This is a genomic window from Grimontia hollisae CIP 101886 (assembly GCF_000176515.1).
In the GTDB taxonomy this organism is placed as follows: Bacteria; Pseudomonadota; Gammaproteobacteria; order Enterobacterales; family Vibrionaceae; genus Enterovibrio; species Enterovibrio hollisae.
On the sequence record NZ_ADAQ01000011.1, the window covers coordinates 44848 to 71219 of the forward strand.

A 26372-nucleotide genomic window follows, 5' to 3' on the forward strand; every position below is an offset into this window, starting at 1 on the left:
AATTAAAGATTCAAAATGAGTAATATGTCATCATGAAAAGCCATTGATACTCTGAAGATTACTGCTGCCGACTCTTGTGAAGAAAATACGGCGTCACGTTGAGGTTTTAATACCATATCCCCTAGACTGTGTTAACATGATGATGTTATGAAAAATGGCAATGTATAATGGATAACTCATTTCTGAAACCACAACAGTACAGAATAGACAGAAAGATCGTTGAGGTTGATTCCCCCTTTATGCTGGATATAGACTCACAAAAACGTCTTAAAATAGGCACACATGAACATTTGGTGCTACTGGCTTTGTGTGAAAATCCGGGGAAAGTAATAGACAAAAATCTGCTTTTGGAAATAGGCTGGCCAGGCAAATTCGTATCCGACAGTTCACTGACTCAAGCTATTCGTAATATACGTGCTTATCTAAATGATGACGGTAAGAGTCAAAAACACATCAAAACAATCACTAAAAAAGGATACCTACTAGAAAGCGAATTTGTAGAGGTGATTGAAACTATTCAGTCTCCTTCCCCAACGTCACAAACCACTTTGACTCGTGATGAATTTACCCCGGAAAATAAAAAATATAATATCACGACGTTTTTTTTAATTATCAGCATAACCGTTCAAGTCATCTTCATCTGTTACCAAATCAGTGTGATTACTTTTCCCTCTCTTCTTGTTGTTAAAAGTGAAAAACGCTATCCCGGATTAGGCTTTCAGGAAGAATATATCTACGTCTATTCTTCAGATTTTTCATTTGCCGAGGCACTGGGCAATGATGTGTTAACCGCCCTCGGCATTAAAGAGATATCATTACGAAAATTATATATAATGCTTAATGGTGAGACTGTCTCTTTTAGTTATATTACCAGTGATAACATCAGTAGGAATTACGTGATTAAAGTCGAGAAAAATAAAGACATAAAGACAATCAGTGAGATTATTATTAATGAAATTCACCCTTAATAAAATACATGCCATTATAACGTTGATCACGGCATTAACATTAGCATTTGTCTTTTACACAAATCATAAGGGAAATGTTCACTTTTTCGATGCAAGCTATGTATTAATGTCATTAGACAAAAATTACCGACATGATGTAGCGGTTAACTTTGTCATCGATAATAACACATTTCATACCGAGATAATTGTACGGGAACTCGACCGAAAGAAGGAAAAAAATTACTATAAAGTATTGGGTGAAGGTAAGCTTGTAATGAAAAACACACATCAATACTATTTAAAATTTGATAATATTGATGTGTATAAAGGAACCAATGAAAATAATTTGAAGCCATTCGACCACAAGAATATCACACAAACACTTATTGAAGATTACAATCCATTAGAAGTGCTTCACTGGTCTAATGAATATATTGTTGTAAAGTTTTTCTTCTATGATGGTCAAATTCTTATTTTAGAAGGTCATTAATTGACTTTAATTTCAGATGCCATTCGGTTGAACAATGTCAGTTTGTCTGAAAGATCTTTTTCTATGCTAACCTTGTTTTTATCAATTTCCGTTACCAGCACCATTTTTTCTTTCTGAATATTCATGAACATTTCAGGGTCTTCTTGGACAAGTTCAATGATCTTTGGCGCTTTGTATCGTAAACTTCTGGCGTCTTTCAACGGAATTTCGATAAATGTTTGCAGCACTGAATCATTCACATGGATAAAAATTTCCTCTCCACCCATCAATTCGATGCTGATCGGTTCGTTAGTCTCAATGCGAGACAGCAAACCCGGTGAAACATTCAAATTTTCAACCAGGGTTTTATACACAATTTCTCGAAGTGACTTCATACCTACTCCTACCTATATCTATAACTCTCTGAATAATAAATGAAATTGTTCATAAATACTGCCCCCAAATTGAGTAAGCAGCATCATAAACACAACCAGTTTCGCTGCCATTGGCAGACCAGGATCTTGAATACTGAATACTGTTTGTAAAAGACCCACTAATACGCCGGTGATTACAAATGCAACTGAAAATAGAATAATTGCATCTGTTAAAATACTTAGACTGGCGGCAGTCACATCAAGAACCGTCATCGACTCCTCGCTTTAACTGTGTCAGACACCCGTTATTAAATTCAAATATATAATATTTTTTCTTATAAAATACGCGGTACCGTACCAAGCCATTCATTTGGTTCAAACAGTTATCAGACACCTTAAAATCTGTTGCCCGCAAACTATTCACTTCACTTTCATTATTACCGCTGTTGTTACCATCATTATCGCCACTGTTTTTACTGCCGCCACCATCATGGCTATCACTGTATACCGTTTGTGTATGGTGGTTGCTGTGGCCGGTTTCATGTAACGTGTTAGAAAAATCCAACATGCCTAACTGATTGGCGTCATCTACTTTGTAATCTCCAGGCTCAGTATCAAAATGAATTGTATTGAAGTTTTTAATTTCATCTATTCTACTGTCAAACCGAACATTTTTTCCATTTACTTGTACTAGCCGATACTGTACACAATACGAGCCTTGTTCAAATTGCGGCAGTGCCTCGGCACCTCCTCCGGGAGCATTACTTTCTTCTGCATTTATGCATGAATTAAACTGATGGCTTAATAAGAGATCCAGATCGTCTCTTCCTTCAATTTTCTCTATAAATCCTCTTTTTACTGATAGATCTGTGTCGCTATTCTCATCCTCTTCTTCTATATCAATGTCCCCCTCACCAACGTCTGTTTCAACTTTGTCTACACGCTGAAGCATTTTTGTAAATTCATGTTCTTCTTTGACGAGAATGGGCATCACTTCATCAGAGTGATCATCGATAGAATCAACATGATAAAAGGACACAAAATTATCAGTGCTACTCATACATTAATTGTTCTCGCATTTCGACTAAACGATCTTTCCTTTTCTCCAAATTTCTTTTTTCTTGCTGTACCTGCTGCATTTCAATCATAACTTCGTCCAGATCTTGCTTGATCACTGACGCATCATAGAAGGTTGATTCTATTTTTGATCGAATGCTTTCCCGTCGCATAAAGAGGCGTTTTAACCCATCTTGTTCATTTTGCATTCCCATGGATTGCAAATGGTGTTGTAGCGCTTCTATTTCATCCCATTTACTCAACAATGCCTGTTTAATTTCCGCTCTTTTCTTTTGTAGCTTATCCAGCTTCCTTGCTTGTTTTTCTATCCTGATATCAACGATTTCAATAATTTGACCAAATTCTTTCCATTTCTTGGAGGGTTTCTTCATACTCAACGCCTTCAAAACCTTGTTTCAGGAATTCCATGATCTTTGGATACAACTCGATCGCCTCATCGGTTTCTAAATCGTTGCCTTTTTCATATTCACCCACCCGGATCAACAGCTCTACATTGAAATAGCGATAAACCATATCCTTGATTTTTTCGGACAGACGCACGTAATGCTTGTCCTGCACTTTGTTTTGCAGACGGCTCTTGCTCTTTAGTACGTCAATCGCCGGGTATCGCCCTGTCGCCGCGATGGTCGTGGAATAGACAAGGTGTCCATCGATCAATGATTTTACCTCATGGGCAATCGGGTCATCATCAATCTCACGCTCGATCAGCACCGTAAAGATCCCGGTGACTGACCCTCTAATGGAGTTACCACAGCTTTCCACCAAACGGGACAACGCCAGTGATACACCAATCGGGATACCGCCTTTGATCGGGGTGCCATCCAGCATCGCCTGGGCACGGGCAAAACGGGTCAGTGAGTCAAAATACAGCACCACTTTCTTGCCCTGCTCCATGTAGTAACGGGCAATCGATACGGCCACCAGTCCTGAACGCACTTTTTCCAGCGGGTTCGCTTCTGATGTCGAGACAATGGTGATGGACTTTTTAATCACTTCAGGGCCAATTTCCCCTTCAAGAAACTCAACCACTTCCCGCGCACGTTCACCGATCATGGCAAAAATCACCACATCGGCATCCATGTTGTTCGCCATGATCGATACCGTGGTGGTTTTACCCGCTCCCGCTGGTGCGAACAAGCCCAGTCGCTGCCCTTCCCCGATGGTAAACAGCCCATCGATAATCTTCAGCTTGGTCGGAAACACCGTTTCAATCGGCGCACGCATTTGCAGGGGGATCGGCTCCACCGCGATAGGCAGGTCAATAAACTCTCCCGGCTGTTCGAGATAGCTGTCGCCATACAAACTTTCGCCATAACAGTTAATGACCTTGCCGACCAGTGCCTCTTCATTTAACGGGAAGCAGAAGCGCCGTGGCGTGATTTCCACTTTCCCGCCCCGTTGCACCGCACCAGGCTGAAGCAGTTTTATTTCAAGATCCGGGCCAATCACCTTCACAATTTCGCCCCGGATACGCTCATCATCGACGGTGTAAACAAAACATTCCTGTCCGACAAAGGTATCAATATTGACACGGCATTTCACCGTGTCCTGATACGACTCTTTCACCTTAAAATAACATTTCAGCATTATTCAATTACCTGAAATGAAATGGATATATAGCGCTTATATTTGTGCTTACTTTCCGACGTATATTTGAACAGATTACCGATCAGCGGCAGGTGCGAAATAAGCGGCACACCAGTGATGCGCTGTTCAGTCACCGTATTGTCAAAGCCGCCCAGAATCACGGTTTGATCCGGTTTGATATACACTTCCGAGGTCATCGATTGCGAACTCACACGTGGTGGACGTTGGCTGCCTTCACTCTCTTCACCTTCGTCATCCAGCGCTTCTTCAACATACTGAACACGTGCCTGCACCTGACCGGATGGCAGCAAACGCCCTGTCACGTACAAGCTGTTATCCGCTTCGATTTTTTCAGTCTGGATTTGCTTGTTTGACACCAGCGCCAGAGTGGCAGTTTGTTTCTTACCAAACTGTCCTTGCTGGTTTTCCAGCACTAACAGGTTGGTTTCATACACACTGCGTGCAATACCATTGCTGTAAAGCGCCTGGAAATTCTTCAGGAAGTCTTTGGTTTCAGTAAAAGGCGGCACCACAATGTCGTAAATACCCCGACTGCCGTTCACCCAGCCACCATCAATGCCCAGGTTTTCTTTGCGCTCGGTAGCGATGTCATACACTTTGAGCGAAAACAGCAACTGGCGACGCTTCACATCAATCAGGGCTGCGATGCGTTTCGCCAGTTTGACTTCTTCTTGTGTACCGCGCACTAGCAGCGCATTCGGCCCAGGCAACGCCTGCACTTTGGTTGACTTTTCGTCTTCTTCCAGTGCCTGCTTTTCCCCCTGACTGAGCTTTACGCGGTAAGCGCGGGTGGCCATTTCCTCATCGGTCAGGTTGGTAAACTGACCGATATTGGTAATGGCAGCGGCAATCAGCGATTGCGCACCGGGGAAGTTCACTTCACCGTCGAAGGTGGCAATGCTGCGGTCCAACACCGAGATATAGTTAAACTCGATACGTGCTACCTCAAGGTTATTGCCCGCTTCGAGAAACTGGTTTTTATCCACCATCGAGGCATAACCCATGGCGTCAGTCACGAAACTGCGGGTACCGGAAAACAACAGGGAGTTACCACGTTCCACCAGCTTGATTTTAGTGGTGGTGTTGGTTTTAAACGCCGTTTTCATTTCAGCCAGCAGTTGCGAAGGCGAAATGTTCTTCGGTTTATAGGTGTAATTAAGGTATTGCTGACCGGATTGAATGGTCAGGGTGCCACCAAAGGTGTACCAGTCGAAATCAAACACCGCAGACAGTTCGGCCAACAACGCCGGCCCTGACCCGGAGATGGTCTGGGTAATGGGTTGCGATCCGGTTTTGCTGTCAATGTTTGACACCAGTTTTAGCTGCATGTCTTTGGCGATCGCATCCAGCGCCTGCCTCAAATCCATGTCCTGTTGCTTGATCAACACATCGGCCGAGGCAGTAAACGACAAACAGCAAAAAATCAGCAACAGCCGACTAAGCTTCATCGAGGATCTCCTTCAGCTTTTGCTCATTTTCCCGCATCTGTCGGATGGACTCGCTAATCACTCCATTGGCGACAATCATGTCTGCGATTTGGGCATCGTTATAAATAACTTCATCCTCACCCGCGGATTCACTTTTTGCGATGCGTTGTGTTTCCTGGGTCAGGACGTCTTCAAATTCAATGTTTTGTGGCGCATGTAGCGCCATGGAATTGACTGAGATTGGGTTAATACTACTCATAGCCTAAACTCTGCATCATCTTATCAAACACATAGAACTGATCATGAAACAGCCAGATATTTAACAGCACGATAATCACGATCGATTTTATATTGGGCGTCACAAACATAGACAGCGACGCCTTTTTAAAAAACAAATCCAAATAACCGCAGCAAATGGTGATCACCAGCATCAGAATAATATATTTTCCGGTGATGATGACAATCATCTGCATATGTTCCACCACGGTATGATAAAGACTGGAAAACGACACCTCACTCAGGGTGAGATGTTTGCTGGTAATAAGATCCAGCAGCGGCTTAAATACTGCCCCGTTTTCCAGTGCAAATGCCACAAACACCAGGCTGCACAATTTGGCCAGTGCTTCGGATTCTTCTGTAAAGCGCTGGTCCTGCACCGATTGCTCGTTCAGCAGTAACATTTGCTGTAACACGCCGCCCACCATACCGCTTAGCCAGTAGGGCACCGAGCAGACGAACGCAAAAATAACACAGCCCATCACCCACGAAAAGGTGACAGGGCTGCTAATATGCATCTTTTCTAACCCGATGGCCAGCATAATGGCAATCGCTAAGCAACTGGTGTTATCTAAATAAAGCCGCGTGGGATTAAAAATTCTCAAAAAAAGATAAAAACCCGCAAATAACAGCCAGTTAGGAAAAAGGAACTGATCCATGCTTACTGACATGCGGTTTACCCCAAGGCTTTAAATAAAATCGTCCAGCTGTCTGAAAAATAAAATACCGCCAGTTTAACCGGCGTGGATATCACGGTTGGTGACAGCATGGTCATCCCCACACCGCTCAATATCACCGCAATTAAAAAGTCGATACTGACAAACACAATATAGAGCTTAAGCCCGAGCTCAAACCCTTTATATAAATCCCAGATTAAACTGCCGATAAAATACTTAAAGGTGTCATGTTCCTGGTCAAAATTAAACGGCAGAGTGATCACTTCCGTCAGCTTTTCTGTTTTCTGCTTGGCATTTTCCAACACTTCCGGGAAAAACTCCGCCCAGTGGCTGACCAGGGTATACATGGTTACCCCTTTGGGCAGATCTTGATCAATCTGTTTATTCAGCTCTTCCTGGGTTTGCTGTGAAAAATAGGGTTCAACCCGCTCAATACCCGGTTGCAGTTGTGGCCAAATGCTGTTCAGTGCCATCAGCGCGGCCAGCAGGTTGACCACAATCGCTGGCGGGATCTGCTGGGTACCTACGGCGTTTTTAATAATATTCAGCACAATGGAATATTTAACAAAGCCGCTAAAGCAGATAAACACCACTGCAGATAATAACACCAGCACCAAAAAGGTGACCAGGTTAACACCCGCATAGGCATTTTCAGGGCTTAATAGTTCAACCATGCCTTTTCTCACCACGACATCAACGCCGGCATAGTCCGGCGTTGCGATTAGTAAAAGTAATTAGATATTACGTGCTGCTGAAGTAATGGAATCTTTGATCGACTTCAGGGTTGAAGTACCGGTTTGCACAGTAATACTTTGGTCACCCATCAGACGTTGCAACTCCAAGGACTCAGCTGCTGATAACTGTAAACCATCTTGGGTTCCTTTTTGTTCAAGGAATGTCTCAACCGCCAAATCTGCAACATTAACAAGCTCTTCAAAATTCTTACCCACTTCTGTAGTCTTCAGATCTGAATCTTTGTTAATAACATTTGTCAGCGCACGACCTGCTAAAGCATTTACACCCGAACTCATTCTTTTTTCTCCTAGAAAGATAGATTAAACGACAAGACGCTACTATATATCGCACTAATCATATACACGTTCTACTTTTACGCGCCATTTTGATTTCTGCATTTCGCCTTGTTGAGAACATTATTTATTTGCCCCAAAAAAAATCCACTGAAAAAACACGACAAAACTCGGAGAATGTTTTTCCACCCTGACCGCTAACTCATTCAATCATCGACGAAAAATCCAAAGCAAGCCTTGTGCTGCCTGGCTTTGTTGGCGTTGTGCCACAGTTGATAAATGTGTCTTATCAACTGTATTTACGCCCACAGCAAAAGCCTAGAAAGTCAGGCAAATCAGAATTTCTGTGGCTTTTGTCAATTTTTGTCACAGAAATTTGTGCAAAAATAAACCAATCATAACAACAAGTTAGACAGGAACTTCTCCAGTTTGCCTGCTTTACTGGTGTTCAATAATGGTTTTGTCTTTGATTTCCAGCACCACATCGCACGCTGAGAGCACCGAATCGTTGTGACTTGAGAGGATCACAATCGATTGCGCGGCGTATTTTCTCAGCAAGCCCAGGCATTTCACCACGTCTTCCGGTGACAGGTTGACCAGAGATTCATCCAAAACATACACATCTGCATTGCTCAATATCGCCATTAAGAACAGCAGCTTCCTTTTCTGGCCGGTAGACATCGGGATATTGTCAATGTCATCCACATACAGGTTCTGGTAGTCAAAGTTTCGCCCCGGGAAACACTCTTTTAATATCGCATCCATGGTTTTGGGTGCATTACACCCCCGGAACACAAAGTTGTCGTACAGCGTGCCGGAGAAGAAACTCATGTCTGCCGACAGATAACTGACTTTCGATTCCAGCATCGATTTATCGAGGATATTCAAATCGATGCCTGCGTACTCAATTTTCCCTTTGTAGTTATGGTGGCTGCCAATCAGGGTTTTCATCAGGGTGGATTTACCGGTACCGACGCCCCCTTTCAAACCATAAAGAATGCCTTTTTTCAGTTTGAGCGACACATTCTCCAGAATGCTGGCTTCATCATGTTTAATGGTTAACCCTGTCAGTTTAATTTTATCTATCGATTCTGCTTTTACACCGACATCATCAATGGTGTCTTTGGTGATATTATCCCCCATCAACATATCCAGGGATTGTTTAAGGTGATAAAGGCCCGCTTTTAAATGTGACAAGCGTGTAACGATTTGGGCCATTAATCCCGACAACCGCGAGCTGATAATAAATAGCACGATCATATACGCGGGGTTTAATGTCGAGGTGCTGATCCCGGCAAAACACAGAACAAACAATAGTGTCAGCGCCAAAAAAGACACCAGTTTTGTTAATTCATCCCAATAGAAATTGAAGGAAGAAATTTTTTCATCGTAATGCAACGACATATTGTAGGTGTTGTAGTATTTCTTCAGCAGGTTGAATTTATTGACAAAACGGATGCTGTCACGGTTATCAATATAAGACAGACGCAGTTTCAACATGTCGTTGGCGGCGTTTTCGTTGTCGGCCATTTTCTTATACAGTTTTGAACGGTAGACAAAGAAAATAAAAAAGATCACCGCATAAAACATCAAGAAGTAGACGCTGAGCCATGACAGGAACACACTCATGGCGATAAACAGCAAGATGAACGACAGTGCATCAGAGGCGATCATCGGGATGCTGTCCCACACCATCTTCCTGTATTGCTCTACCGTTCTTAAACTGTTGGCATATGAAAAGCCATTAAAATAAGGGAAGAACGAAAACAGATAGCGTTCAAACAGTTTCGATGATCTTTTATTGGCTTTAAAACATTCTTCTTTAATTTTACGCTTTGCAAAAAACTCCCCGATATACATCATCAGGAAGAAAGCACTCACCACAAACAAGGTAGTGACCGCATTGGAATACACCAGTCGGGTATTAAATATATTGGTGTACAACGGCGTGACCAACGCAAACGGGGTCAGTAATAATAACAGCACCGACCACAGTGGCGTTAAATGGTATATCTCTGTGATCAGATCATCTGATGCCACTTTTTTTGCCGTTTCACGTAATTCGAAATAACGACACCCTAAAAAGTCATTCAGATTAACCGCTGCACCGGCACTGTCATAATACGCACCGTTAATGTATTTAATTAATTTATACCCATCTTCATAGCTAATCACAAAGTGGGACAAAATAGAGACATTCTGTGTGATCTGTCCAATAAAGAATTTATAGGTAAAAAGATTATTGTCTAAGCCTTTTTCAATATGCTTAATAATAAGCTCTTCACTTGCTGCATGAAGGATTTCTTTTTCAAGCGATCTTGGGCAATTAATTTCTAATTCGTCAATCAGGCTAATAAAGACGTTTTTCATTCTCTTAAGGCCTCAAAAATTAGGCCAATGTTTCCATTGGCCTAGTGTTATTAGGTTTCCTTCCGGTTTGGTGTTGCCGCTTTACCTGCGGCAACACCCCGTTTATGGAGAGACTACATTAGTAATAGTCGTGGTTCGGTACGCTCCAGTCATGACTATAGCTTGATGCATAGTCAGCAGTCGCCGTGTTTGAAGAAGACGCGCTTTCTGTCGCTGCGGCGTCAGATTCCGCTTGGTTTGCCGCTTCATTCATGTCCAGGTTGACTTGTTTGATATCAACAGACCCTGTTTCCACTTTCACCTCACCGTTTAGATCGGTGTAAGTCAGTTGATAGTCATAAGAACCTTGACTACTGAATTCCGCTTTAATTAACCAATCGCCATCTTCGTCTGCGTCGGTTTCGTACACTTTACCAGAAATTTCGAGGGTAACACTGCTATCAGGCATAGATTCACCGCTGAAGACTTTTGTTTCAATCAACTCTTGGGTAAACAAGAGTGATCCTTCATCTTCTGAATCTTTTTCACCTTGGTTATCAATGTGTTTCGCTGTTTGCGCTGTTTCATCATTGATAGATGTGTTCACCTCTTCATCAGAATTTTTCAGTTCTGGTAATGTCTCCATATCCTGATCTGGGAATGATGGCAGTGTTACCGCCTCGTTCTCATCCTCTGGCGTTCCTGAACCATTGTCACCAGTTCCACCTGTGTTACCACCAACCACGATGTTGCTGTTACCATCGCTTTGCTGGGTAGCAGTGTTACCTGCGGCATCGGTGGCCGTCACGGTCCATGACCATTCACCTTGCTCCATACCTTCTGGCAGCTCGGCTGTCCAGTTGCCTTTTGAGTCAACAACCGCTTCGACCTGTACTGTCTCAGCAGACTTCTCTGTGGCGTTGGCTTTGGTAAATTCCACCACCACTTTTGAACCCGCTTCAACCGTACCGACGATGGCTGATTGATCCTCTGACACTTTTGCGGTCAAAGTGGTCACCTGTGAATCCTTCACAACCGTCATATTGTGATCGTAGGTGTTACCCGCTTTATCGACCGCACTGATGACGATGGTGTTATCACCTTCTTTTAAGCCATCAACGTTAATGGTCCATTTACCACCATCAAAGGTTAACGCTTTACTCAGATTATCAATCACAACACCATTGACCGTGATCTTGGTGATGGTCGAACCGTTATCGATACGGCCAGACAGGGTGATCGAATCTTTCGTCACAACGCTGTCTTTATCATTGCTGTTTGACTGCTCGCCGTCATTTTCAGCAATGCTGTCAACCGTAATGATTGGCGCAACGGTATCGATAACCGAGTTAAAGCTGACGACTTTCTCGTTACCCGCCGCATCGACAAAGTTAATCTGAATACGGTTAGTACCTTCTTCCAGAACTAAGTCGTGTTTCCATTCACCGTTTTCACCAACTTCGGTTTTGTGTACTACTTCTTTACCATTGACAAAGATGGTAAATGAAGAGCCCACATCGACTTTACCCGCCAGACTGATAGTTTTATCTGTCTCATTGCTGTAGTAGTCACCAATGTTGTTTACATCACCCTGTTCGTGTCCTTCAATAGAGAATTCTTCTATATTGATCTCTGTCTTCTGGACCACAGTATGCGTAATGGTGGTAACGTTACCTGCCGCATCCCATGCTTTAAAGGTCAATTGGTTATCACCTTTGTTCAGCGGAATACCATAGAAGGTAAAGCCTTCACTGGTCTTAGTTGCCTGAATGGTGACACCATTGACCACCACAGCCACTTTCACGTATTCGTGACCGTTGTCAGGCTTGAACACCATCGACAGGGTGTCTTTGTTGGTAAACAGTTCTTCATTTTCTACCAGTGCTTCACCATTTACCTGAATATCGGTGATATCCATTTTTTCAATGGTGGTATCCAGTGTCACGTTTATAGTGCTGGTCTTGGTGTTACCTGCCGCATCCACAAACGACCACTCAAACTTATACACACCGTCGCCACCCGTCAGTTCATGCGGCATATCCCAATGGCCGTTTGATGTTTGAATATCGGTGTAAGTATGGCTTGTCTTATCTGGGCCAGTGACTTTCACCGTCGCAATCACATCTTTATCTGTGGTTGAGGTATTGCGGTTAAATTCAAACCTCAATGACTTATCATTGGTACGGCCATCGAACGTCTGGCTATCGTTTCCATAGGTATCCGAATCCCAACTCAAACCGACAAAGGTGTTGATGGTTTTATCGACAATCACTTCGCCTTTATGGGTTGTTCTGTTACCTGCCACATCTTCAAAGATCAGGGTGTACGAATGTTCACGCTCGATGATATCGCCAACATTGATGCTCCAGTCACCGCCTTTATCAATAACCTGAGTAAACTCTTGGTTATTGATTTGCAAGATAATTTTACCTGCTTCAGAGGCCGTGCCTTTGAACACCAGCTTTCCTTGTTCGCTGTTGACATACTGCTTATCACCGTTCTTATACACACCTTCAATTTCGTGTGTCACGGTCGCAGCAGTGCTGTCTACCTTGAACTCGATAGTCTGTTCAGGGCTTTCATTACCCGCCAAATCCACAGAGTGAATCTTAGCGGTATAGTTGCCATCTGTGAGTTCAATCGGTAGCTGGAACTGCCATGTGCCGGTTGAGCTTACTTGTGTGGTATAGGTTTCATTGTTAATTACCAAGACCACTTCCGCACCAACTTCACCGCGGCCGCTGAACGTCGGTTGCTTGTCCGCAACAACCTTGTCATTTGTCGCACCATCTTCATCAACCAGAGAAGCACTGAAGTCAGTATTGGTATTATCAATAGTGATATTACTGATCTCACGCTGAGCTTCGTTACCTGCATCATCACGAATGGTTGCATGAACTTTATAAGTGCCATCGTTCAGTCCAGTAAACTCATGGCTCCAACGACCTGTTTCATCCACAGTAAAGGTATGGGTTGTTTCAGTTCCTTTGCTATCAGTCAACACAAGCGTCACAACATCACCAGCGCTACCTGTACCACCCACAACTACTTTTTTACCATTCAGGATCTTATCTGTCTCAAATCGACCATTGTCGTTTTCCACTTCCATGGTGAAACGGATAGAGGTCTTGATATTGATAGTACCCTGGTTGGTGGTCACGTTACCCGCCACATCCGTTGCTTTAACGGTATAGTTGTTAAAGCCTTCTTGCAGATCCAGTTTAATAGACCAGTTACCATTTTTCTCAGGTGTGATCTTATGCTCCTTACCATTCACAATCAGCACCAGAGAGTGCACGCCCGCTTCTACCGTACCGGAGAAGGTGTGTTCCGTTTTATTGGTAACCACAGAGTTGTCATTCTCACCGTTCACTTTCACCGTCAATTCAGGTGCTGAACGGTCTACAGTCACTGATGTTTCATGTGAGCTGGTATTTCCTGCTTTATCCGTTAACTCAATAACAAAATCATGTGTTCCTTCACGCAGGCCGGTCAACATGTAACCCCAGCTCTCGCCTGTTGTGACAAACTCGGTGATTACTTTACCCGATTCTTTTTCCTTAATTACAACAGTGACACCCACCTCAGTGACACCGGTCAGATACACATTTTGTGCGTTGGTAATAAAGTCACCTTTCACACCGGTATCTGTTGTGTCATCCAGAGCAATCGTTGTCGTTACAGATGTATCAACCGTAAATTGATAATCCTTAACTTCAACTTCTTTGCCTGTTGCATCTTTCACCACAAAGTGAATGGTGTGTGTGCCATCTGTCAGCGCTTGGTTCAGCTGGAATTTCCACTGGCCTTTACTATCAATGGTTGCTGTGTATTTATGACCATTGATGGTTGCTTCCACTTTAAAGCCAGGTGTACCTGCACCGCTAATCACCGGTTTGGTCACGTTGGTGATATTGTCGCCTTTCACGCCACTGTCACTGTTGTCTTCAATGCCAACCACGAACGGCAGCACGTTTGGACTCACAGACAGTTTTTGCTCATGCTGCGTTGCGTTACCCGCGGCATCCGTCGCAATAATGGTCAGGGTGTAATCACCAAATTCCAGTCGTGGTAATTCAGCCGTAAATTTACCGTCCGCAGCCACACCTGCTGTAATCGTCTGGTTAACACCACTGATCAGGATCTTAACCGTTGCCCCAATCGCCGTCTGACCACTGATAGATATCTGATGCGTTTCAGTGATCCAATCTCCGATGACACCCGTGTCATCATCACTATCCATGGTGATATCAGACAGTGTTGGTGGTGTACGGTCAATTTCCACCTTGTAATCTTCACTGGTGTTGGTATTGCCCGCAGCATCCGTTGCAGTTACAACGATGACATACTTACCTTCCGCTAACACATCTGGCAGCTCGAAGCTCCACTGTCCTGTGGTTGGATTCACTTCTGGTCTGTAGGTATGGAGTACCTTTTGACCATCTTCAGACTTAACCACCAGCTCTAAGGTCGCATCTTTATCCGTTTGTCCACCAAACTCCAGATGCTCAGCATTGGTTAGGTGGTCATCATCCAATGCACCTGAATCTGACGTCAGTTCAAATTCGTTGACGATTTGCGTGTCAACAACCAACGTTTTCTCAGACACATAGGTATTGCCCGCAACGTCTGTCGATTCCACTTTTACGGTGTAAGTACCGTCTTGCAGTTCTGTGGCATAGTTATATGACCAATTGCCACCTGTCGCTTGTACTGTTTGCGTATCAACAACAGTACCACCCGACATAATGGTTACTTTGATAGACGCATTTGAATCATTGGTTGTCCCGTTGATAGAAAGCGTCTTATCTTGGGTGATCCAGTCCCCATCCTTGCCTGTATCATCATTCATATCGAAGGTGATCGCAGGCGGCGTAGTATCCAGAGTGTACTCACCGGTCACCGTTTTCTCGTTGCCCGCCAGATCTCTTGCGACCATGGTCCAGGTATATTCACCATCAACCGTCAATTGCTTATTATCCGGCACAGTGATGATAAAGTTACCATCATCATTAGCTTGTGCTTCTACAGTTATAGGTTCTTCATTGCTTCCTTTAAGCTGCAGTTTCAGAATAACTTTCGCATTTGGCTCAGTTTTACCGGAGAAAGTAGGTGTTCTGTCATTCGAGATCTTGTCTTCTTTTGACGATCCCGTATCTGACTCACTCTCTAACCCCGTACCTTCAGAGAATTCTTGTAGCTTGGTATCGACCACAACAGTCCCAGTCTTAACGGACTCGTTACCCGCCACGTCAACGGCAATCACTTTCCAGCTATAGGTACCATCTGTTGTTACATCAACATTAAATGAGTACTTACCTTTTTCAGCTATAACTTCTTGTTGCTGCATTTGCCCATTAACTGGACCAAATTCCAAACGGACCTTAACATCGTGCTTCCCTTCGCCACCTACCGTACCCTTGATTGTCAGCGAGTTATCCTTAGTAATACCGTCGCTGTTAGACTCACCTGTGTCTGATGCTGCATCTAAGCCTGCTGTTAAAGCCGGCGGTGTCGTATCAATGACGATGGTTTTCTCAACCACATGAGTGTTACCTGCGACGTCTTCTGCCGTCACTTTCCAGGTATATACACCATCTTCCAATGGGTTAGTCGCCTGAATTGACCACTCACCGTTGGCATCAATAGGCCCATACACATCAACACGTTCACCGTTTTTAAAGATCTCCAGTTTGACCTTCGATGCTTCATCTACAGTGCCCTTGAATAATGGTGTCTTATCGTTAGTGATACCGTCGTTTTTCACATCCCCACTGTCGGATTCAGCGACCAGATCTGCGTTAACTCCTGGCTTGTCTGTATCCAGAGTGATGGTTTTTGTGATTTCATGCTTGTTCCCTGCAATATCCTCAATTTCAACGGTATAGGTATAAGTACCATCACCTTTGTCTAATAGAGGAAGATCTATCTCCCATTGACCATTAACCACTGAAACGGCGGCGACAGAAGTAACATTAATCTCTTCTTCACCGAATTTAAGTGATTTTAAGGTCACTTTAGCCCCCGCTTCCGCGGTACCTTTCAGCACAATGTCTTTCTGGTTAGTGATGCCGTCGTTGTTTGCATGGCCTGTATCATCGTCTTCTGCCAACTGGACCGTAAAGCGATCAATAGTAGTATCGATCTTCACTTCACCAGCAACTGCTTCAGACACGTTACCTGCTACGTCAGTGGCAGTGACGCTCCATGTGTACTTGCCGTCTTCTAATTCCGGCACATTAGAAATGGTCCATTGACCATTTTCCTCTGCAACCACCGTAGTAAGTGTGTGTTGAACCTGGCCGTCTTTGCTGATAACCAGACTAATGGTTGCACCTTTTTCTGATACACCGGTAAAAGTTGGGTTCTTCACATTGGTGATGTTGTCCGCTTTGTTTTCACCGGAATCACTGCCATCAGCTAATTTCACATCAGTGACTGTTGGCGGTGTTGTGTCAATCTCCAGGTTCTGCTCAGTTAAACTGCTAACATTACCTGCTGCATCCACCACATGGGCCTGTACAGTGTACTTGCCATCAATCAACTGATTGGTCAGCTGGTAGCTCCATGAGCCATTTGTACCGACAGTGACATATTCTGGCTCAACGTTGACAGGCGCACCGTGCGCATCCTTGATGGTGATATAGACTCGCGCCCCCGCTTCAGCACCTTTACCAGTAAACAACGGTGCTTTCACATTGGTGATATTGTCAACATGAGATGTGCCTGAATCTGAGTTTGCACCCAAATCAAACTCACCGCCTGTCGGCGCCTGTGTATCGACTTTCAGGGTTTGTACCTCAGACACAGTTTCGTTACCTGCGATGTCCGTCAGGGTTACAGTCCAACTGTAGGTACCGTCTGTCAATGTACTGGCGTGAGGGATCACCACCTGACCATCTTCTGGTATGGTCACAGCTTCAGATGTCCATTTCGCTGCACCTGTAGTCGTTGTGCCACTCCACAGTTTCAATACCACTTTAGAACCAGGCTCACCTTTCACCACAAAGCTAGGTGTGGTGTCACTGGTAATACCGTCATTGGCCGAGAAACCGGTGTCTGAGTTTTCAGCCAGACCAATTTCCTTAATTTCTGGCGCAGTGGTATCCAGCGTAAATTCGCCATTGATGTTGTCTTGTCTGTTACCTGCCGCATCAGTTGCCACAATAGACCAGGTATATTCCCCATCCGCAGGCAATTGCTCAGAGGTAATCGACCACTGACCGTTTTCATTCACCGTGGTTTCGATGGTTTTGGTGTAACCCTTCTTATCAGTGATAGTGAGACGAATCACATCACCTTTGGTACCCGTACCCGAGAACGCTGGTGTATTGTCATTGGTATAGACAATGTTATCCGCTGTGCCAGTTTGAGAATTAAACTGTCCGGTTACTTCAATCTCATTATCAAACGTAAACTGACCATTTACCTCTTTTTCATTACCCGCCACATCGACATATTTCAGGGTGTAGTTATATACCCCGTTATCACCATCGATTTTTGGCAGATTTAATGTCCAGTTACCATGTTCATCAGTTTCAGTCGAAACATCCGTAATGGAGACTGGTTGACCATTTGGCCCTGTCAGTGAGACCAGTGAAACGGTGGTACCCGCTTCCACTTTACCGCTCAGTTTCAGATCGGTTTTGTTGGTGACATTGTCATCTTGCGATGTGCCCGAATCGCTTTCATCCGCAAGACCAAACGATCCTTTGTCACCACCTTCAACTGTTTTATCAATGGTCAATGTGCTGTTCTTAACAGGGCTTTCATTGCCCGCCAGGTCAGTTGCAGTAATTGCAATGGTGTATTGGCCTTCTGCCAACGCAGTACCGACTTGCAACTCCCATTTACCGTTAACAAAATCGGCGGTTTCATAGGTGTGCGATGCCCCACCATTAACAGGTGTGATCACAATCTTGATCTTGGCATATTCACCCACATTACCGGTGAAGGTAGGCTGCGTATTGTTGGTGATTTTATCGTTTTGTACCCCACTGTCTGACGCATCAGTAATGCCTTCAACCGTCAGCGCTGGTGCGGTTTTGTCAATCACAATTGGGCCGGTGATAGCCTGTGACTGGTTACCCGCCGCATCCGTCGCCACAAATGACCAGGTATATTCACCATCCGCCAGTTTAGCGGCTGTGGTTGCATCCAGCTTGTACGTCCACTTACCTTGCTCGTTAACTTCCACATAGGCAGGGCTGACTTTTACCTCTTCACCATTTTTCTTGGTCAGCGTCAGGCTGATACGTGAACCTTTTTCAGCTGAACCCGAGAACGACAGAGCTGCATCTTTGGCGAAGTATTGGTTTTCAACACCATTCACAACCACATCACGAATCTCCGGAGCGGCCGTATCAACCGTTACCGCTCCCACTGTTGATTCGGCAGTGTTACCGGCAATATCGGTCACAATGACTTTATATTGATAATTGCCATCATCCAGCTGCTTGGTGGTGAAGGTATGTGATGACTGACCATTAAGGTTAACCGTTTCATTCACCGCTGGGCTGTTTTCACTGCCCACTTTCCACACCAGCAGTTGCACTTTCGCTGCACCGGAAGCATCGACTTTCAGTTGCAGTGCTTTTTGGTTGGTGATGCCATCATTGGTTGCAAAGCCAGTGTCATTTTCCAGTGACACTTCAGCCGTCGGTGCTTGGGTATCCAGTGTAAAGCTACCGTTTTCCACAGTGCTATTTCCTGCTGCATCCGTTGCAGTGACTTTCCAGGTGTATGCACCGTCTTGGTTCAGCTCATTAGCGGTCACAGACCAACGACCATCTGTGCCCACTTCAGTGGTCAACGTCTGGGTACCCGCAGGACCATTAATCACCACGGTGATTTTATCGCCTGCATTACCGGTACCATTGATTACTGGCTGCTTGTTATTGGTGTAAATAACATCCTGATCTTTACCTGTTTCTGATGCGAATTTCGCACTCAGTTCGATCTGATTATCAAAGGTAAAGTGGCCTTCAACCTCTTTAACGTTACCAGCCTCATCTGTGTATTGCAGTGTATAGGTGTACTCACCGTTATCAGTGCCGAAGTTAGGAATGCTCAGTTCCCAAGAGCCATCTTCGTTGGCAACAACAGACACTTGCTCAACGGTAATAGATTCACCATTCGGTTTCTTCAGTCCGATCAGTTTGACAGTTGTACCCGGCTCAACGTTACCAGACAGTTTAAGTGACTGCTGATTGGTGATGTTGTCACCGTCAATACCCGAATCAGTATCTTGGGTTAAGCCAAACTCCTCACCACCAGATACGTCCGTATCAATGACCAGTGGTTTCTCGCTCACCACAGAGTTGCTGACGTTACCCGCCATATCGGTCGCAGTAATGGTGACCGTATATTGACCATCTGCCAGATCAACATTTGGTGTGATCGACCAGTTCCCATTGACATACTCAGAGGTGGTGAAGGTGTACGACTTACCACCATTCGCGGGTGTTAATGTCACCGTCACTTTTGATGCTTCAGACACAGTACCGGTGAAAACAGGCTTCTCATTGTTGGTCAGCATGTCATCTTGAGCGTTGCCGGTATCTGTTTCCTTGGTGATGCCAGTAAAGGTGACCTCAGGCCCTTTGGTATCAAGCTTAAATTCCCCTTTCTGCTCAGCAGAACGGTTGCCTGCCACGTCTTCAGCCACAAATGACCAAGAATATGTACCGTCTTTCAGCAACTCAGCTGTTTCTTCAGACAGGTTATACGTCCAGGAACCATTATTACCCACTTGGACATATGCAGGCTCAACATCAATAGGTTGACCCGCACTGTCTTTCAGGGTCAGATAGATACGCGCTCCCGCTTCAGCTGTACCGCTAAAGCTCAGTGATGCATCGCTGACATACTCGCCATTTTGCGTATTCTTAAGCGTTACTTCATCCAGATTAGGCGCAACAGTATCCACAGTCACTTGCTGAACAGCAGACTGTGCGACGTTACCGGCCACATCCGTTACAATGACCTGATACTCATAGTCACCGTCTTCCAGGTGTGAAACGTTGAAGGTGTGCTCTTGGTCATTGCCCGTAAACTCATGAGTCTCGTTAAAGACCTCATGTTCTTTAGACTCGCCTTTCTTCCACACCACCAATTCCACTTTGGCTGCATTACCGGTAGCTATCGCCTTGATTTGCAATAGATCTTTATTAGTGATGCCATCATTTTTGTTCAGGCCTGAGTCATTCTCCAGTGACACTTTCACGCTTGGCGCTTGGGTATCCAGTGTGAACTGGCCTTTATCTTGGGCTGTATTACCTGCAATATCTGTAGATTCAACCACCCATGAATATTTACCATCATTCTCCAGTGCCGGTTCAACCGTTACTTGCCATGTACCATTCTCAACGGTGGTTTCCATTACATGGCTGTAACCGCCTGGTCCTGTCAATGTCACCTTGATCTTGTCGCCATCAGTACCGGTACCAGACAGAGTTGGCTTGGTATTGTTGGTGATGTTGTCACTGTCAGATTCACCAGAGTCTGATGCAGCATCCAGACGGCCATCTACAGTAATAGTGGTATCTAATTGGAAATCACCTTTCAGTTCTGACTTATTACCGGCAATATCCACCAGCTCAACGGTCCACTCATAGGTACCGTCTTCACCCAGTGCTGGCGCATTCAATGTCCAGTTACCATCTTTATCAACAGTCACTGTCACATTACCTGTCAGTGAAACTTTCTCGTTTGTGGTTTTATTCACCAAAGAGGTCAGTTTCACCGTGGCGCCCACTTCACCTTTACCACTCAGGGTAATTTGTTTGTTGTTAGTGATGTCATCATCACTGTGATCGCCACTGTCTGTTTTCGCATCCAGACCAGCAGTGAACTCATCGATAGAGGTATCGATCACCAGATTCTTATCACTGTTGTGCTCTGTGGTGTTACCTGCCGCATCGGTTGCCACTACTGTCCAGGTATACGAACCTTCTGGCAACGCCGTGGTGTTAATCGTCCATGCACCGTTGTTATCAGTAACGGTTGTTTCAAAGACATAGGCTGGCACTGATGGGTTGTTGACATCAAACAGTTTCAGCTCAATTTTATTGCCTTTCTCAGCCGTACCGGAGAACGATGGTGTTGTATCATTAGTGATACCATCACTGGTATTGCTTCCGCTATCCGTGCTGCTGTCCAGCTTCACATCGCTCAATGTCGGTGCTTTGGTGTCGATGTTCAGCGTGATTTTTTCGCTGGTTTTGGTGTTACCCGCGGCATCCATTGCTTGAGCGGTCCATGTATATTGACCATCTTCAAGCGCTGAGGTTGGGGTAAATGACCAAGTGCCATCTGGGTTTACCACAACATAGTCAGGCCGAACGTCTACTGGTGTACCATCTGCTTTTGTCAGGTTGATCGATACACGTGAACCTGGCTCTGCTTTACCAGTCAGGGTTGGAGTGTTGTCGTTTGAGTAGTTAGTACCCGCCACTAAGCTGGTGTCGCTTTCTTCAGACAGTTTCACGTCGCTCAGTGATGGCTCGGTTTTATCAATGATCAACGGCTGTTGCTGAGAAACCGCTTTGTTGCCCGCCACGTCGGTGGCTTCAATCACCCAAACGTATTCACCTTCGGCAACAGGTGTTTTCATTTGCACGCTGAAGTAACCGTCTTCGTTCGCTTTCGCTTCTTCAGACGTGTATGCCGCCACACCGTTTGGTACCCCATTGGTCACTTTATAAAGTTTCACGACCACAGAAGCTAAGCCTTCTGAGGTCTGGCCCGTAAAGGTTGGGGTATCCACATTGGTTTGTGGGATGTCAGATTCAAAGCCCGCGTCACTCTTCGGATCCAACTTCGCGTCAACAATGATTGGCGCAGAAGTATCTAGGGTAAACGTAGACTCTTTGGTTGAGGCCGTGTTACCTGCCACGTCGGTCACTTTGGCATACCAGGTATATTCACCTTGCAGGGTGAGCTCCGGCGCAGTGATTTTCCACGTGCCATCTGCACCCACTACTGCGGTTGGAATGCCTTCAACTTTCTTATTATTTGAATCAAGAATGATCAGCTCAACGGTACTGCCTTTTTCAGCTGTACCCGCGAATGTTGGTGTTGAGTCGTTGGTGATACCATCGACGGCAGAATGACCGTAATCAGACTCCAGTGACGCGGTCACTTCAGTTTCGGTATCCAGAACAATGTTACCACTGACTGTCGTCACGTTACCGGCGACATCGGTCAGCTCAACTTTCCAAGTGTACTTACCATCACCGTTAGCCAGTGTTGGCAGCTTGAGTTCCCATTCACCCGTCGCGCTAACAGATACTGCATCAACCGCAGACACATCGATGGTTTGTCCATCAGGTCCGGTCAGATTCAGCAGTTTAACGCTCGATCCTGGTTCACCTTTACCAGACAGTTTGGCATCGCGTTCGTTGGTAATGTTGTCCGCTTGTGAACCTGAGTTAGTCTCATCATGCAGTTTACCGGACGCGCCTACGTACGCAGTGTCGATTTTCAGCGTTTGGTTTGCATCATTCAGAACGGTTTCGTTACCTGCCAGGTCTTTCGCTGAAACAACCCACTTATAATCACCATCATTGAGGCCATCAACCTTCACTTCCCAGCGACCATCTTCGCTGGTCACTTTTGTGGTGACAGTCTTAACCAGTGTTTCACCACGATAAATCGCTATTGTGATATCTGAACCTTTATCGGCATTACCGACAAAGACTGGGCTTTGCTCTTTGGTGATAAAGTCATTGTTCTCAAAACCGGTATCTGACTCCGTTTTCAGCACCACGCCAGAAATTTCTGGTGCCACAGTGTCAATAGTGACATCGATGCTTTTCTCTGGTGATTGGTTACCGGCAGAGTCAACCGCAACAAACGAAATGTCATAGTTACCGTCAGCTAATTCGGCTGGCAGTTTGTACACCCAGTTAGCACTGTTTACTTCAATAAAATCAGGTTCTAACGCAACCTTTTCACCTGTCTTTTTATTTTCAACTGTGATGTATATGCGACTACCCACCTCTGAGCCAACCCCTTTCAGGCTCAACTCTTTAACATTGGTAATACCATCATTGTTGATATTTGAATCAGAGCTGTCAGTCAGGGTGATGTTACCCAGCTCAGGTACCTTGGTATCAATAGTGACTGGCTGCTGCTCTGTTTTGGTGACGTTACCTGCCACGTCAGTAACAGTGACTTGATACACATATTCGCCATCAGCCAGATCTTTCACCGCGTAAGAAACCTGACCATTGTCACCGACAACAACAGGATTTTCGGTTGAATAAGATGGCTTCGAGCTGATCACACCGCCTTTCTCAACCTTGTACACAGTAACGCTGATTTTAGCACCGGGCTCAGTAGTAATCGCTAAGTCTAGGGTCTTATCATTGGTGTGCGTTGGGTTAAAGCCGGTCTCTGACACAAGCTCCACAGACACATCTGGGGCTTCACTATCGAACGTGAACTTACCTTCAACAGGTTCCGCTTTGTTACCCGCCACGTCTGTCGCATTCACCGTCCAAGACCATTCGCCTTGATCTGCCAGTGCAAATTCTTTAGGCACAGTGATCGACCACTGACCCGATGCATTTGCACGGGTTTCCAATTCAATTTGCTTATTCGTTTCCGCGTGCGTCAAGGTGAGCTTGATCAGTGCGCCAGCATCAGCAGTACCCTGAATCTTAGGTGTCGCGATGTTGGTGATATAGTCATTCTTATCACCAGAATCGGAATGGGTGTCGAATTGTGCTGTCAGTGAAATTTGCGTATCAATTTCAATCGGCAATTCAACGGTTTTCTCGTTACCTGCCAGATCGGTAACGTTAAACGATACGGTATATTTACCGTCTTCCAGTGCATCTGGAACAGTATAAGACCACTTACCGTCGTCACCCACGGTTACTGGTGCGTAAGTCGGCAGCTCTTTACCGTTACCTTCTGGACGGATAGTGACCTGTACTTTTGAACCTGGTTCTGCTGTACCGGTAAAGGTCGGTGTTTTTGAATTGGTCAGCGCATCTTCTTGAGATTCACCAGAATCCGTTTCCGCGCTCATGTTGGCTGAGAAATCAGTGATTGATCGGTCAACCACCACGGTGCCTTCAACGTTCTTAATACTTGCGTTGCCTGCAACGTCAAACGCTGAAATGACATAAGAGTAGCTACCTTCTGGAACATCAGTCAGCTCAAATGACCATTCACCATTCGCTTTTGCGGTCACTTCTTGAGTGATACCCAAAGACTCAATGGTCAGCGTCACTTTGGCGTGCGCGTCGGTGGTACCTTTGAACGCCAGTTTTTCAGAGTTGGTGATGCCGTCTTTTGCTGATGAACCGGTATCAGTAGATTCGTCAAAACCACCTTTGATCTCAGGACCAATGGTATCGATGGTTACTTTGGATTCAACTTTTTTTGAGATGTTGCCTGCCGCGTCTTGCGCGTAAGACACCACGGTATAGTCACCGTCTTTCAGTTCATTGGTAACATTAATTGACCAGCGGCCATTTTCGCCAACAACGGCTTGATACACATCACCATCAATTTCCAGATAGACCGTAGAGCCTGCTTCAGCTTTACCGTGGAAGGTTGGTGTATTGTCAGCGGTAATGTTATCGCCATCGTTACCGGTATCTGCTTCGTTGGTCAGACCTTCAATAGAAAAATCTGGTGCTGTTTGGTCGATGACAACTGTCTGAGTGATCTCAGATTTGTTACCCGCAGCGTCGGTAGAAACGAAAGTGATGGTGTGCTCACCTTCTTCCAGCGCGTTTTCAAATTGGAAGATGGTTGGTGAGTTTTGCGACTCTACATCGATCACTTGATCGTTATAGATCACTTGAATAGTAGAATTTGGCTCGTGATCAAAACGGAAAACAGGCTTATCACTGTTTGTGATCCAGTCCCCTTTCACGCCTGAGTCAGAAAGATCTGACATTGATACTTTAAAGTCATTGACGGTATCAATGATCACTTTTTGCGGAATAATTGATTCGTTGCCCGCACCGTCTACAGCATGCAGCGTGAATTCGTATTCACCGTCAGGAAACTCAATCGGGAAGGTAAATGAGAATTGACCATTTTTAGCGGACAGATCATATTTAACATCACCAACCTGGATGTAAACAGACACTGGGTCGCCTGAAATACTACCCGTAAAGGTTGGTTTGTTTACATTGGTGAGGCCATCCGCGTCTGACACACCGGAGTCAGTTGCCAGATCAAAGGTAATTTCCGGTGCAACGGTATCAATCACCAATTGCTGATTCACAGTCGCAACATTGCCGGCTTCGTCTTTCGCTTCCACCTTCATGTTGTACTCGCCATCTGGCAAATCTTCTGCAACAGAAATAATGGCCGCACCATTGCTGTCTGCTTTGGCTTCATAGGTTACGCCATTGATTTCAACAGAAACCGTTGCATTTGGCAGTGTTTTCAGCTCAAACGTAGGCTTTTTAGCATTGGTAATAAAGTCGCCTTTCTCACCACTGTCACTGCGGCCAGAAAGTTTTACTTCAACAAAGATTTCAGAGTCTTTTTCATCATCCGCAGGCACTTCTGCATCCGCAGGTGCATTTGAAGAACCTGAGCTTGAAGACATAGAAATCGCGTCTGAATCTGCTTTCTTGGTGCTGGTGTTATCGTTCACCTCTTCTTCAGACATTTGCTCCTGCTGCATCGCTTGCATTGGAGCCTGCGCAGACAGCTGCGCAATCATTTGATTAAGCAGCTCTACGTTCTCATTAACAGGTTGCTGTTCTTCTTCAGATTCACTCTTTTCTTTTTGCTCTTCCTCTAGCTTCTTCTTCAGCTCTTTCAATTCAGCCAGTTGTTTCTGAATTTCCTTGAGCTGTTCTTGTGTTTTCTCTTTATTATTTTGAGAGGCTTTTTTATTGTCTTCGTTTTTATCGTTAGAGATGACTTCTGGAATGATATGACCGGACATACCATCTAGGTTAATACCAGATAGAATTGCCGAGTTGGAAATTTTAGAACCGTCATCTGATGTAAATGTCAATTTACCACGAAGAAGGTCTTGAAGACCGCCTTCATAAACCGTGACATTACCACTTGCATCCGTTACTCGAATATCAAAACCGGAAACCTGAATACTATCAGTACCATTAATTTTAATATCTTGCATTACAATAACTCTCGTCA

At 44.9% G+C, this 26372-nt stretch carries 14 protein-coding genes; 2 read left to right on the forward strand and 12 right to left on the reverse strand.

All coding sequences use genetic code 11. The annotated features are described in order from the left end of the window. Positions 1 to 167: 167 nt before the first annotated feature. Entirely contained in the window at positions 168 to 968 is an 801-nt protein-coding gene (locus VHA_RS06505; protein WP_005502940.1) for a winged helix-turn-helix domain-containing protein, read from the forward strand. After that, positions 952 to 1437, forward strand: coding sequence for a hypothetical protein (locus tag VHA_RS06510; RefSeq protein ID WP_040528387.1), 486 nt, complete (start codon positions 952 to 954; stop codon positions 1435 to 1437). The genes VHA_RS06505 and VHA_RS06510 overlap by 17 nt, the downstream gene beginning before the upstream one ends. Here the strand turns inward: VHA_RS06510 and VHA_RS06515 are convergent. The 12 genes from VHA_RS06515 to VHA_RS06570 form a co-directional block, all read right to left on the reverse strand. After that, the gene (locus tag VHA_RS06515; protein WP_005502944.1) at positions 1434 to 1811 is read right to left on the reverse strand and encodes a hypothetical protein; all 378 of its coding nucleotides are present in this window, start codon (positions 1809 to 1811) and stop codon (positions 1434 to 1436) included. The two genes, VHA_RS06510 and VHA_RS06515, sit on opposite strands and share 4 nt — an antisense overlap. Before the next feature lie 18 nt (positions 1812 to 1829). After that, on the reverse strand, positions 1830 to 2063 hold the full coding sequence (locus VHA_RS06520; RefSeq protein WP_005502947.1) for a flagellar biosynthetic protein FliQ: 234 nt from the start codon (positions 2061 to 2063) through the stop codon (positions 1830 to 1832). After that, positions 2050 to 2850 (reverse strand): hypothetical protein, encoded by an 801-nt coding sequence (locus tag VHA_RS06525; RefSeq protein WP_005502949.1) that lies wholly within the window; start codon positions 2848 to 2850, stop codon positions 2050 to 2052. The genes VHA_RS06520 and VHA_RS06525 overlap by 14 nt, the downstream gene beginning before the upstream one ends. Continuing rightward, the gene (locus VHA_RS06530; protein WP_005502950.1) at positions 2843 to 3238 is read right to left on the reverse strand and encodes a hypothetical protein; all 396 of its coding nucleotides are present in this window, start codon (positions 3236 to 3238) and stop codon (positions 2843 to 2845) included. The genes VHA_RS06525 and VHA_RS06530 overlap by 8 nt, the downstream gene beginning before the upstream one ends. Next, positions 3192 to 4454, reverse strand: a complete 1263-nt coding sequence (gene vscN2, locus VHA_RS06535; protein ID WP_005502951.1) for a type III secretion system ATPase VscN2 — start codon at positions 4452 to 4454, stop codon at positions 3192 to 3194. The genes VHA_RS06530 and vscN2 overlap by 47 nt, the downstream gene beginning before the upstream one ends. Beyond that, the gene (locus VHA_RS06540; protein ID WP_005502956.1) at positions 4454 to 5923 is read right to left on the reverse strand and encodes a secretin GspD/PilQ domain-containing protein; all 1470 of its coding nucleotides are present in this window, start codon (positions 5921 to 5923) and stop codon (positions 4454 to 4456) included. Before VHA_RS06540 ends, vscN2 begins: the two co-directional genes overlap by 1 nt. After that, positions 5913 to 6161: a hypothetical protein gene (locus VHA_RS06545; protein ID WP_040528388.1), complete on the reverse strand. Its 249-nt coding sequence runs from the start codon at positions 6159 to 6161 to the stop codon at positions 5913 to 5915. Before VHA_RS06545 ends, VHA_RS06540 begins: the two co-directional genes overlap by 11 nt. Continuing rightward, positions 6154 to 6837 (reverse strand): hypothetical protein, encoded by a 684-nt coding sequence (locus VHA_RS06550; protein WP_040528671.1) that lies wholly within the window; start codon positions 6835 to 6837, stop codon positions 6154 to 6156. Before VHA_RS06550 ends, VHA_RS06545 begins: the two co-directional genes overlap by 8 nt. 17 nt (positions 6838 to 6854) lie before the next feature. Next, positions 6855 to 7529, reverse strand: a complete 675-nt coding sequence (locus tag VHA_RS06555) for a flagellar type III secretion system pore protein FliP (RefSeq protein WP_005502968.1) — start codon at positions 7527 to 7529, stop codon at positions 6855 to 6857. 60 nt (positions 7530 to 7589) lie between these two features. Beyond that, positions 7590 to 7886: a hypothetical protein gene (locus VHA_RS06560; protein WP_005502970.1), complete on the reverse strand. Its 297-nt coding sequence runs from the start codon at positions 7884 to 7886 to the stop codon at positions 7590 to 7592. A 435-nt stretch (positions 7887 to 8321) separates the two neighbouring features. Further along, positions 8322 to 10253: an ATP-binding cassette domain-containing protein gene (locus VHA_RS06565; RefSeq protein ID WP_005502972.1), complete on the reverse strand. Its 1932-nt coding sequence runs from the start codon at positions 10251 to 10253 to the stop codon at positions 8322 to 8324. Positions 10254 to 10371: 118 nt separating this feature from the next. Beyond that, a complete protein-coding gene (locus tag VHA_RS06570) occupies positions 10372 to 26355 on the reverse strand; it encodes an Ig-like domain-containing protein (protein ID WP_040528389.1) in 15984 nt (5327 codons plus the stop codon). Positions 26356 to 26372: the final 17 nt, after the last annotated feature.

Bases quoted from the DNA above. Each gene is read 5' to 3' on its own strand.
- VHA_RS06570 (WP_040528389.1), bottom strand. From the start codon at position 26,355: ATGCAAGATATTAAAATTAATGGTACTGATAGTATTCAGGTTTCCGGT.
- VHA_RS06550 (WP_040528671.1), bottom strand. From the start codon at position 6,837: ATGGATCAGTTCCTTTTTCCTAACTGGCTGTTATTTGCGGGTTTTTAT.
- VHA_RS06525 (WP_005502949.1), bottom strand. From the start codon at position 2,850: ATGAGTAGCACTGATAATTTTGTGTCCTTTTATCATGTTGATTCTATC.
- VHA_RS06560 (WP_005502970.1), bottom strand. From the start codon at position 7,886: ATGAGTTCGGGTGTAAATGCTTTAGCAGGTCGTGCGCTGACAAATGTT.
- VHA_RS06515 (WP_005502944.1), bottom strand. From the start codon at position 1,811: ATGAAGTCACTTCGAGAAATTGTGTATAAAACCCTGGTTGAAAATTTG.
- VHA_RS06545 (WP_040528388.1), bottom strand. From the start codon at position 6,161: ATGAGTAGTATTAACCCAATCTCAGTCAATTCCATGGCGCTACATGCG.
- VHA_RS06565 (WP_005502972.1), bottom strand. From the start codon at position 10,253: ATGAAAAACGTCTTTATTAGCCTGATTGACGAATTAGAAATTAATTGC.
- VHA_RS06540 (WP_005502956.1), bottom strand. From the start codon at position 5,923: ATGAAGCTTAGTCGGCTGTTGCTGATTTTTTGCTGTTTGTCGTTTACT.
- VHA_RS06510 (WP_040528387.1), top strand. From the start codon at position 952: ATGAAATTCACCCTTAATAAAATACATGCCATTATAACGTTGATCACG.
- vscN2 (WP_005502951.1), bottom strand. From the start codon at position 4,454: ATGCTGAAATGTTATTTTAAGGTGAAAGAGTCGTATCAGGACACGGTG.
- VHA_RS06520 (WP_005502947.1), bottom strand. From the start codon at position 2,063: ATGACGGTTCTTGATGTGACTGCCGCCAGTCTAAGTATTTTAACAGAT.
- VHA_RS06530 (WP_005502950.1), bottom strand. From the start codon at position 3,238: ATGAAGAAACCCTCCAAGAAATGGAAAGAATTTGGTCAAATTATTGAA.
- VHA_RS06505 (WP_005502940.1), top strand. From the start codon at position 168: ATGGATAACTCATTTCTGAAACCACAACAGTACAGAATAGACAGAAAG.
- VHA_RS06555 (WP_005502968.1), bottom strand. From the start codon at position 7,529: ATGGTTGAACTATTAAGCCCTGAAAATGCCTATGCGGGTGTTAACCTG.